Genomic DNA, 11,415 nt, shown 5'->3' on the forward strand with positions numbered 1-11,415 from the left:
ATAATTTTGTTGGACCTGCTAGAAGTGTTTATTTCAGAATTGCGAATGATCTTGTGGGAATTGATCCCCACGCTTCGGCGTCAAACGCACCACTTGTCCAGTTGCGTCTTTATACTGGATCTGATAATCAATTCTACGTAAGAAGTTAAATACTTCAACCTGGTGCATCAAAGACAAATACATCTCGTTAAATATCTCTTGCAATAAATCCTGCTGAGTAGCAAAATCAGCTGTAGTGTAATTGTTTCTTAAAGTTGTTCCAAAAATATTATTATTATAAGTTTTCGCAAGGTTTAGATAATTTACAGCGTTAGTTAAATCATTTTTCCTCGCATAAGCTTCAGCAAGGAGAAGTAATGTTTCAGAAGCTCTTATCACAGGGAAATAAGCATTTACAGCATATGCAGCTGTGCCAGTTGTTCTCAAATCATTACTATCAGCAGTGAAATAATAATTAAATCTGCCAGACTCCGCAGTTCCCCTTGCACCAAGCATTTTGACAGCAAAACACTTTAAAGCCCTCAGATAACCCGACCTATCTTGAACCAAGAATGAATACCACAAATTCATATTCCCCTGATAGGTTGAACCATGTGTGAATACCAAATCGTCAGCTCCATATCCAGCCGCTGGCGGAGTTCCTGTTCTCGTCGTTGATGTAATACCATTCAAAGCTGCTTGAATTACCTGATCCAAAACAGCTGCAGGATAATTATCCTTTCGTGCAAGGTGCATAAGATAACGAGCTTTTGCAGAGTAACCAGCTTTAATCCACTTTGCAGTGCTTCCACCTGTTGAATATAAATCTTGAGCTAAACTTGCTGGATTTTGAGTCAAAACCTGAATACCCTCATCAATTGCAGCTATTGCAGCGTTATATACATCAATTTGATTATCATACTTTGGTGTTAATGTTTTCTCAGGCTGAGCAGCTTCAGAATACGGCACATCTCCCCAAAGTGCAGCAACTGTTCCCATATGAATTCCCTCAAGGATCTTAGCAGCACCATATATATTTAATAAACCCTCTTCTTGAGCTTTAGCCTGAGCTATCTTAAGATTTGTTAAGACACGAGTATAAGCAAGGAACCAATCGTTGGAGAAATCATTTGCAGTTATATTATAAACATCAAAGCTTGCAAATTGTCTATCTGCACCTGTTGCCTGTTGAGCCCAAACAGCTGCGAGCTGGCTTGGAAAAGCTTCATAGAACTCTACAAATGCAGCTTGTGCCCCTGCAAATATCTTCACTGCTGGCGCTGATGATGGTAAAAGTGGATCATCTTCATATCCCTTAACATAACTTTCCGTCAACTTATTGCAACCAAGAAATGTAACAGATATTATCAAAGCAATTGTTAATAAACCTAAAATTGATTTCATAGAGCTTCTCTCCTTTGATTTTATTTTTCAAATTGATATTGGGGGAAGCCGTCAAAGCTTCCCCCAAAAGCTTTTTAATAGTTAATGCTAATTGAGAAGATTATACTCTTCATCGGTGGATTGTTAAAGTAGTCAAGCCCCTGACCATTTGTTGGTCCAGTAAGGTTGGTTTCGGGATCTATACCCGTATACTTCGTCCATATTTTAATGTTTCTCATAATTACTCCAAGGTCAATGCTTTCAAGTCCAAATTTTCTCAACGGGAAGTTATATGTAAGCGAAATCTCTCTCAACTTAACATAACCAGCATCTTCCATAAATTGTTCAGATGGTCCGGTAAATCCAGAACCGGGTCCACTCCAGAAATAATACTCATCAACGATAACCCTTCCACCACCAAAATCAGTCACATAACCACGGAATGAAACACTGCCATCTGGATTCCTCTTGTATGTATTTCTCGTTGGATATAGTGAGATCATTTGATTTGGTGTTCTGCCAAGATAGTTCTTCAAAGTATTAGCTTCTTCAGCTGAAATCGTTGTCCACCATGTCTGATCACCATGGGTTCCAAAGTAGTATAGAGCTCCTTTGGTCCCATTCCAGATCTTACCACCTTTTGCGATATCAACAACAACATTGAGAGTTAATCTTCCAAATCTTAATGTATTAATTAAACCAGCTCTCCAGTCAGGATTGGGGTCACCAAGAACACCATAAGTTGCAGCTGGAACTGGGAATCCATTTGCATCAAGGACTATTTTACCAGTTGCATCTCTTTCCCATCTTGAACCATAGAGAACTCCCATTGCATAACCTTTAACAGCCCTTGAACTTGGGTCAACAAAACCAGCAAGACCTACTGATTCAATTCCAGGGGCAAGTTCTACGACTGTATTTTTATTTTGCGACCAGTTAACCGTTGTCGTCCAGGAGAAAGTGCCCAATCTTAACCATTCTGCAATAACTTGAAGTTCTGTTCCTTTATTGTCAATCTTTGCGGTGTTAGCCCATCTTGTTGAAAATCCACTTGATGGTGGAACAGCAACATTCAAAATAGCGTCTGTTGTTTTATTTGTGTATCTTGTCGCACTTATGCTCAACCTATCATTTAATAATCTCAAATCCAAGCCAAATTCAATCTCCCTTGTCAATTCAGGTTTAATTTCTGGATTGCCAAGCTGAGCTGATTGAACTGCACCACCGCCGTAGTAAATAGCATTTGTTACAGGACCCCAACCGTTACCAAATGAAGCGTTGACATAATATGTCTTTGTCACATATGCTGGCGGTCTAACACCAGCAATTCCAACTGCTGCACGAAGTTTTCCAAATGTGATGATTGGCTGAGTTGCAAAAAATGGAAGCTTTGTGAATTCCCAGGCAACGCTTCCGGATGGGAAGAAATAAGTTTTCTTTCCTTTCGCTCCATATGTTGAAGCGCTTTCATTCCGCCCACTTAAACGGACATAGACCTGATCATATACATCAACGCCGAGCTCACCATAAAATGCAGCAGTTCTCACTATCGTTTTGCCCTCATCAGGAAGATAATCAAGGGTATTTAAGATATATGCCGGAGCATCCGAAAGTATAAATCTTGTTCCCTGAATAAATGTATTATCTGTTTGCTCATGATCAAGATGGGTACCAATAAGGAAAGAACCAGATAAAAATTTATTAAGTTGATATTTAAACCTGAACATCAAATCTGTGTTGATCTGATACTGCGATATAACCTGCCGTGTAACTCTACCGGTAGGAACAGCCGCATCTTGATAAGGCCATAGCTGATTCCTTCTATCAGTATAATAATCAGCCCCGATACGATATATGATATTCAGCCACTTCAAAGGATCATAGCTTATCTCAGCGCTACCAAATACTCTATCAGTGTAGAAAAGCGTATTGTTTCTGTAAATTGTGAAAAATGGATTATTATAACCTACTCCTCTTGTTGGATCACCCTCGCCATTCCTATAAGATCTGTGAGAGTTCGGAAATCTTGCACCTGTTTGTGATATATATGTAACAACATAAGGTTGGTTATTAAAGTCAGGTGGTGTTCTATATGCACCGAGCAAAAGACCACTTATATTTGAACCCTGTTGAACTCTATTGGTTGATGTTTTAACATATACCGCATTTATCCTAGCAGTTATATTCTCAGCAAACCTTCTTGAAACATTCGCTCTTAACGATGTCCTCTTGAAATCGCTATTTGCAAGAATTATACCTTGTTCTTCAAGGCGCTCAGCGTTCAAATAGAACGAACCCCATTCATCCCCTCCGCTTATTTCAAGCGAGCTATTCCAGGTTATCGGCTTACGGAATAATTCCGTTGCATGATCATAAGTATCTTTTGATCTTTTAACAACTATCCTTGAATATGGATAATCAGGTCTTGCCAATGAGTCTGGTCCACCCGGTCTATCAGCAATCCTATCGCCCCAGCTAAGAGCTGAGTTAAAGACAAAGTTTCCATATTGACCTTGTCCAAACTCTCTTTGCAACGGGAATGGTCTTAAAAGTTCACTTCTATGAATTCTTGATTTTAAAGATAAACGAATTTTTTTAGCAGCGGAGAATGAACCAGATTTCGTTTTGATAACTATCACACCATTTGCTGCTCTCGCACCCCAAATAGCTGCTGCTGCAGGACCTTTCATTATCTCAATTGATTCAATGTCTTCTGGGTTTATATCAACATTTCTTGAAACAGTTGAAACATTACCAACGCTTGCACCAAATGTTGAATTCCATATCGGAACACCATCAACAACTATCAACGGCTGATTTGCCGTTTGAAGCGATCTCGGACCACGAAGAACTATTCTCGTTGAAGCCCCTGGATCTCCAACTGCTTCAACTGTAAATACTCCTGGAGCTTTAACAGCGATTGATGAGATAACATTTGTATACCCAGTTCTAAGAATTGTTTCACCAGTCACACTTGAAACCGAGGTTCCAAGTTTTCCTCTCTCCTCTTCAACACCAATTGCGGTGACCACGATCGGGCTTACTTGTATAAGCCCTGGTGCCAATCTAACATTTACCGTAATTGTGTCCCCAGGTGTCACAGTAACGCTTTGTCTAAATTCCTGATAACCTACATATCTTGCAACAAGCGTATAAGTCCCGGGGACGACATTTCTAATCACATAAAAACCTGCCGCATCACTTGCTGCACCATAAACAGTATTTAACAGAAAAACATTTGCCCCAGGCAATGCTTCCCCTGTTTGAGCATCTGTTACCCTACCCCTTATTGCTCCAAGCTGAGCAAAAGCAAATGTTGCAGCAGCTAATAACAGAAGCAAACTGAGAATTAACTTTCTCATAAATTTTACCTCCGTTAAGTTTTAAAATTAAATTTGCATAATGGTAGAAAAAGGTTTTAACAAGATGTGTTCAAACGAAGTAATTGGAAGGAATTAACAATGTATTATCAAGCGCACCTCCTTAGTTTTTGTTATCACTTACGGAAAGTGCTTTTTAAAGTAGGTTTATAATTTTGTTTAAATCTATGTTAAAGGTGCGCCTTTCAAGCTGCTTCACTAAAAATATAATAAAAAAAATCATTCTTGTCAAGACCCCAATCTAAAAACCAAGGGTTTAACCCCCTAAAGCATGTTTATAAAAAATTGATAAATACTGCGACTTTTTTTAAATTTTAACAACAGCAAAGAAGTTGGAATTAACAAATTTAAAACAAAATGGGTAAATCATGAAAGCTCTGATAGCAAGTGGTGGAAGGGGGACAAGATTAAGACCGCTCACCCATACACAAAACAAACATCTAATTCCCATAGCAAATAAACCAATGCTTCACTATGCTATTGAAACAATCGCCGAAGCCGGGATAAAAGAAATTGGAATTGTCCATAACGCCGACAGCGATGAAGTCCCAAAAGCAATCGGTGATGGGAGTCGTTGGGGGGTTAAAATTACATACATCCCACAGGAAGCCCCACTTGGACTTGCCCATGTCGTAAAAATCGCTGAAAATTTCATCGGTTCAGATAAATTTGTTTTTTATCTCGGTGATAACATGTTCGTAGGTGGCATTAAAAAATTTGTTGACGAGTTTGAAAAAAACAACTACAACTGCTTTCTTACGCTTGCAAAAGTAAAAGACCCACAAAGATTCGGAGTTCCCGAGATAGTTGATGGAAGAATAATAAAAATTGAAGAAAAACCAAAAGTTCCAAAAAGTAATTTCGCGGTTGCTGGAATTTATTTTTACGATAGCTCAATTTTTGAAGCTGTTAAGAACATAAAACCAAGCTGGCGTGGCGAACTTGAAATTTCAGATGCCCATACCTATCTAATTGAAAAAGGTTATAAGATCGGCTTTGCAGAAATAACTGGATGGTGGAAAGATACGGGAAAACCTGAAGACCTACTTGAAGCAAATCGCCTTGTGCTTGACTCACTTGAACCAAAAGTTGAAGAAAATGTTGAAGTTGATCAACATACTAAAATTGAAGGCAAGGTAATCCTTGAAAAAGGAGCTAAGATAAAAAATAGCATCATCCGTGGTCCTGCAATCATCGGGAAAAACTGCGTCATAGAAGGAAGTTACATTGGTCCATATACATCAATTGATGAAAACACGCTTGTTTTAAACAGCGAAATAGAATATAGCATAATTATGAAAAATTGTAAAATACTAAATGTTGGAATTAGGATTGAAAGCAGTCTACTTGGGAACGATGTTGAAATAGTTGAAGCCACTGGCAAACCGAGGGTCCATAAATTCATGCTCGGGGATCAATCAAGAGTTGAAATTGCATGGTAAAAATAAAAAATTAGGAGGGCAAAATGTATCAGAATATTTTATTTGAAAAAAAAGACCATATCGCTTTCGTCACAATCAACAGACCTGAAAAATTAAATGCACTTAACAATCAAACAATGCTTGAGTTAAGAGATGTTTTCCTGAAAATTAAGACAGACGATGATATTTATGCGGTTATAGTAACTGGTGCAGGCGAAAAAGCTTTTGTAGCAGGTGCTGATATTTCAGAACTTAACAAACTTGACGCCGTCTCAGGCAGAGAATTCGCGGAAAGAGGTCAAGAAATTTTTAATCTGATTGAGAACCTCGGGAAACCCGTAATTGCAGCTGTAAATGGGTATGCCCTTGGTGGCGGAAGTGAACTTGCATGGGCTTGCCATTTCAGAATCGCATCCGAAAATGCTATCTTTGGACAACCTGAAATTGACTTGGGAATAATCCCTGGATACGGCGGAACTCAAAGATTAACACGACTTGTGGGGAAAACAAAGGCAATGGAACTTATATTAACAGGTAGAAAATTCACCGCTAAAGAAGCTTATGAAATGGGAGCTGTTAATAAAGTTGTCCCGCAATCTGAACTTTTAAAAGAAGCGGAAGAACTTGCAAAAACGCTAACATCTAAACCTCAAATTGCAGTCCGAATGGCAATAAAAGCAATAAACATGGCACACGAGACAACACTAAGCGATGGGATTCACCTTGAAGCAACTCTGTTTGGAATATGCTGTGGAACTGAAGATTTCAAAGAAGGAACATCAGCATTTCTTGAAAAAAGAAAACCCGCGTTCAAAAACAAATGAAAAAATTTAACTTAACCGGTGAATGGGAATTTAAAGCGAACCCCAATAGCTTTCTCCCCAAGGATATAGAAACAAAACTTCTAAACTGGAATAAAGCTAATGTCCCGGGAACAGTCCATCTTGACTTAATGGCAAATGGCTTCATACCCGACCCTTACTTTGAAACAAATGAACTCAATTTACAATGGATTGATAAAGTTGACTGGATATATCGCAAAAAATTTATAATTGACTTTGACCCTTTAAAATCTGAATTTGATTCAATCAAAATTGTTTTTGAAGGACTTGACACCATTGGAGATGTTAAGGTGAATGGTCAATATATCGGTTCTTTTGATAATATGTTCGTTGAGTATACATTTGAAGTTAAAGAAATTTTGAAACCCGGTGAAAATGAAATTGAGATATATTTTAAATCTCCAACATTTGCTGGTAAGGCGCTTGAATCAAAATATGGGAAATTGCCAGTTGAACTTGCGTCTCATAGAGTCTACTTAAGGAAGGCACAGTATTCCTTCGGCTGGGATTGGGCTCCAACACTTACAACATCAGGGATCTGGAAACCTGTTTACCTTGAATTTATCAAATGTGCTAAAATAAAGAATGTCTGGTTTAAAACTATCTCAATTTCAGATTCAAAAGCTCAAATCGCAACTGAAATAGAAATTGAAAAATTAACAGATGAGGACATTGAGCTTTCACTTGAAATCTTTTTTGAAAACGAGAAAATATACGAGCGAAATTTCACTCAAAGAAAGGGTGACAGAGTAAGGGTTCACCGCTTTGAGATAAACTCGCCAAACCTGTGGTATCCAAATGGATTTGGGAAACCAACGCTTTACAAAGCACAAATCAAACTCCTGAAAAATGGGGAAACCCTTGACGAAACCGTGAAAAAATTCGGAATAAGAACAGTCCAACTTATACAAGAAAAGGATGAAGATGGCGAAAGTTTCATTTTTGAAATAAATGGCGAAAAAATTTTTTGCAAGGGTGCAAACTGGATTCCCGCCGATTGTTTTTTACCAAGAGTTAAGAAAGAAAATTACGATGTTCTACTTGAGATGGCAAAGGAAGCTAATCTAAATATCTTAAGGGTTTGGGGTGGTGGAATTTACGAAGATGAATATTTTTATGAAAAATGCGATGAACTTGGGATAATGATATGGCAAGATTTTATGTTTGCATGCGCGGGATATCCAGAATTTGACGATTTCGTTGAAAATGTTAAAAACGAAGCAATTCAAATTGTAAAGAAATTAAGAAACCACCCTTCTATTGTCATCTGGTGTGGGAACAACGAAAATGAATGGATATGGGTTGATAAAACTGGAAAACATCCAGACGAGATGCCTGGAGCAAAAATTTTTAAAGAGCTCTTAAAACAAATCTGTCAGGAATATGATGGCACAAGACCCTATTGGCGAAGCTCCCCGTGGGGGAAAAATTACCCAAACTCTGAAACAGATGGAAATCATCACCAGTGGAAGGTTTGGAGCCAATGGGTTGACTACAAAAACTACGAAAATGTTAAAGCAAGGTTTGTAACGGAATTCGGTTTTCAATCGCCACCACACCCCGAAACCCTTAATGAAGTTTTAAAACCAGAAAATAGAAACTTTAATTCCTTTTCAATTCAACATCATAATAAACAGGAAGATGGAATCCCAAGACTTTTCAGATTCTTAACAGCACATCACAAAATCACATCTGATTTTGACGATTTGATTTATAAGATGCAATTAAATCAGGCTGAGGCAATTAAATTCGCTGTTGAGAATTGGAGAATAAGAAAATTTAAAACTGCTGGGACGATATTTTGGCAATGGAACGACTGCTGGAACGTGATAAGCTGGTCAGCTATTGATTACAGAAAAAGACCGAAGGCATTATACTACTATGCAAAAAAATTTTTCCACCCAGTTATTACCGTCGTTAAAAAATCTGATGACAAAGTAAAAATTTTTGGAGTGAATGATTACCCTACCCCAATTGATGGAAACTTAATAATAACTACATTTACCATCCACGGGCTTAAAAAATTTGAGAAAAAAATTCCCGCAACCCTTGAGAAAAATTCCGTCGCAATTATATTTGAAGGAAAACTTGAAAATTTAGAGATTTCAAAACCCGAGACTGACTATATTAGGGTGAAGTTTGAATCAAATGGTAAAATAATTAGTGAAAATTCACTTTTTCTAACCGAACCAAAATTTTTAAACCTCCAAAAGTTTGGAATTGCATATAGGTTTTTAAAAACAGGCGAAGATGAGTATATCTTAAAAATGAGCTCAAAGAATTTGATCAAATCTCTTTTCATCTATTTTGAGGGGCTTGATGCAAAGTTAAGCGATAACTTTTTTGATTTGCACCCCGACGAGCCAGTTGAAATAAAAATAAATTCCACCGCAACTCTACAGCAACTTTTAAATTCAATAAGAATGAAAATGCTAACATAAACCCAGCGGGGGGCAAGTTTGCCCCCGCTTAAAAATTAATATGCAAACGCAAACGAACTTGGAATTATACCTGCCTGAAACTTTTTAACGAATTTACCGCTTAAATCGTAAATGTAAACCTCACCCTTCTGAACATAATCTTTTGCATCTGAGCAATATAAAAGCCTATTCAAGGGATCAAAACCAAGTGAATAAAAGTTCCCCTGAATGAAATTTTCGTTTTTATCTTTCGTTTTTAAGTTTATCCTCATAATATTCCCGTCTTTGATCGTATAAGCAAAGTCATCAACTATTAAAAGCCTTGATGGATGCCCTCCAATCAAAATTGAATCAACGACCAAATCAGTTTTAACATCTATTGCAAATAATTTCCCATCTGTGTCATCATTTGGATCCTGCCAATTACCATACGAACCATAACATAAAACCCATAACCTTCCCATTGCATCAGGCGCAAAAGCATCCGGACCATCTCCAACAACTATCGTCTTGATCACTCTATCTGTGGATGGATCAATAACCGACACAGTCTTCCCATAACCAAACCCAGAATTTGCAACATAAATTTTATTGTTAAAAGCATAAATCCCCGTTGGATTATGCCCAACTCTTATTGTATCAACTAAGACTGAATGTGTTGGAAGATCAATTACAGTTACCGCATTTCTATATAGATTTGTCACATAACCTTTATTTGCGTATAATGTAATTTTGTAAGGACTTGCTTGCGGGAGAAGAATGGTTGCAAGTGATTTATGGGTTTTTGACGCAATTACCTCTATTTTATCCGAATTATTAACCACTATATAAACCTTGCCCCCATCAATACTCATTACAATATCATTTCCAGTATCACCAAGTTCCCGACCGTTGACCTGTGAGAAAACATCTTCATAAACACGATTTGAATCAGGGACATAATAACTCAAAGTTGAGTTATTCCTTCCGAAATTACCTTCATTTAGGACATATACGCCCCTTAAAACTGGGACTTCTTCGCTAATTGTCTCGCTTTTCTTGCAACCGATGAAGACGAAAAGAACAGTTAAGGACAAAACAAAGATGAGTTTAATTTGCCTCATTTCTTATCTCCCCTTTTTGTTTATAGTTTAGCCCAGTTGAAAATTCAACCATAAAACTTCTCAACGGCATTGGATAGCCAACCATGCTTTCATAATTTTCGTTAAAGATGTTTTTCACAGTGAACTTCACTTGACCATTAAAAAACTGATTTTTTACAGATAACCCACCTGTAAAATCAACCACAAGGTAAGGTTGAAGCCATCTATCGTTTACCTCCGTTGTATATCTTAAACCCACATAATTTGCTTGGGCAACGAAAAAGAACTTATCAAAATTCAATTCGGCTTTAATGTACCCGTTTGACCTTGGGATATAAATTAAATATTTGTTCTGTGTTGCGTCATCCTGGGTTCTTTTATTCGTGCGAATGCTTTTGACAATTGAAAAATTTCCAGAAATGAACAATTTGTTAAATAAAACCAACTCACCTGAAAACCCACTTCCTCGTGAATTGACATGATCTATATTTATCGGTCTCCATACACTTTGATTTTCTTGTGATGGCAACCATATGATCCTATCTTCAATGTCAATGTTGAAAAAAGAAAGTTCAAATTTTAATTCAGATAAAACTTTAACATTTGATCCAGCGATCACAACGAAGCCGAAATCATAACTTTTTGATTTTTCAGGTTTAAGATCTCTATTTCCACTGCCATGCCAGTAAAGATCATTAAATGTTGGGGCTCTAAATCCTGTCCCATAACTGAATTTAATGTTTAAAGAGGGCACATTAAGAATTTGAGAATTAACACCAAGTTTATAGACAAATTTGTTCCCAAAATCGGAGAAGTAATCATTTCTCAACATCGGATAAATTTTTAAAGATGGCAATGAACCTATATCAATCTTTTTTTCCCCACTCAAGAATAAAGCAATGTTAAAT

The 11,415-nt window shown here is 37.3% G+C and carries 7 protein-coding genes; 3 read left to right on the forward strand and 4 right to left on the reverse strand.

The window, feature by feature from the left end:
• Positions 1–33: 33 nt before the first annotated feature.
• The gene (locus AT685_RS05500) at positions 34–1,383 is read right to left on the reverse strand and encodes a SusD/RagB family nutrient-binding outer membrane lipoprotein (protein WP_072151865.1); all 1,350 of its coding nucleotides are present in this window, start codon (positions 1,381–1,383) and stop codon (positions 34–36) included.
• A 74-nt stretch (positions 1,384–1,457) separates the two neighbouring features.
• Positions 1,458–4,724 carry a SusC/RagA family TonB-linked outer membrane protein gene (locus AT685_RS05505; RefSeq protein ID WP_072151866.1) on the reverse strand — a complete coding sequence of 1,089 codons (3,267 nt, stop codon included), beginning with the start codon at positions 4,722–4,724 and terminating at the stop codon, positions 1,458–1,460.
• 386 nt (positions 4,725–5,110) lie between these two features.
• Between AT685_RS05505 and AT685_RS05510 the strand changes: the two genes are divergently transcribed.
• The 3 genes from AT685_RS05510 to AT685_RS05520 are packed head-to-tail and all read left to right on the forward strand — an operon-like array spanning position 5,111 to position 9,446.
• On the forward strand, positions 5,111–6,184 hold the full coding sequence (locus tag AT685_RS05510; RefSeq protein WP_072151867.1) for a glucose-1-phosphate thymidylyltransferase: 1,074 nt from the start codon (positions 5,111–5,113) through the stop codon (positions 6,182–6,184).
• A gap of 23 nt (positions 6,185–6,207) precedes the next feature.
• Positions 6,208–6,987: an enoyl-CoA hydratase/isomerase family protein gene (locus AT685_RS05515; RefSeq protein ID WP_072151868.1), complete on the forward strand. Its 780-nt coding sequence runs from the start codon at positions 6,208–6,210 to the stop codon at positions 6,985–6,987.
• On the forward strand, positions 6,984–9,446 hold the full coding sequence (locus AT685_RS05520; RefSeq protein WP_072151869.1) for a beta-mannosidase: 2,463 nt from the start codon (positions 6,984–6,986) through the stop codon (positions 9,444–9,446). Before AT685_RS05515 ends, AT685_RS05520 begins: the two co-directional genes overlap by 4 nt.
• A 35-nt stretch (positions 9,447–9,481) precedes the next feature.
• Here the strand turns inward: AT685_RS05520 and AT685_RS05525 are convergent, their stop codons facing one another.
• Positions 9,482–10,528, reverse strand: a complete 1,047-nt coding sequence (locus AT685_RS05525) for a YncE family protein (protein ID WP_072151870.1) — start codon at positions 10,526–10,528, stop codon at positions 9,482–9,484.
• The coding region (locus AT685_RS05530) for a TonB-dependent receptor domain-containing protein (protein WP_143713142.1) at positions 10,515–11,415 on the reverse strand (901 nt) is incomplete at its 5' end. The genes AT685_RS05525 and AT685_RS05530, both read right to left, overlap by 14 nt.

The organism is Candidatus Kryptobacter tengchongensis (genome assembly GCF_001458555.1).
Taxonomy (GTDB): Bacteria; Bacteroidota; Ignavibacteria; order Kryptoniales; family Kryptoniaceae; genus Kryptonium; species Kryptonium tengchongense.

Coding starts and splice junctions, on each gene's coding strand:
- AT685_RS05525 (WP_072151870.1), bottom strand. CDS start 10,528: ATGAGGCAAATTAAACTCATCTTTGTTTTGTCCTTAACTGTTCTTTTC.
- AT685_RS05500 (WP_072151865.1), bottom strand. CDS start 1,383: ATGAAATCAATTTTAGGTTTATTAACAATTGCTTTGATAATATCTGTT.
- AT685_RS05520 (WP_072151869.1), top strand. CDS start 6,984: ATGAAAAAATTTAACTTAACCGGTGAATGGGAATTTAAAGCGAACCCC.
- AT685_RS05505 (WP_072151866.1), bottom strand. CDS start 4,724: ATGAGAAAGTTAATTCTCAGTTTGCTTCTGTTATTAGCTGCTGCAACA.
- AT685_RS05510 (WP_072151867.1), top strand. CDS start 5,111: ATGAAAGCTCTGATAGCAAGTGGTGGAAGGGGGACAAGATTAAGACCG.
- AT685_RS05515 (WP_072151868.1), top strand. CDS start 6,208: ATGTATCAGAATATTTTATTTGAAAAAAAAGACCATATCGCTTTCGTC.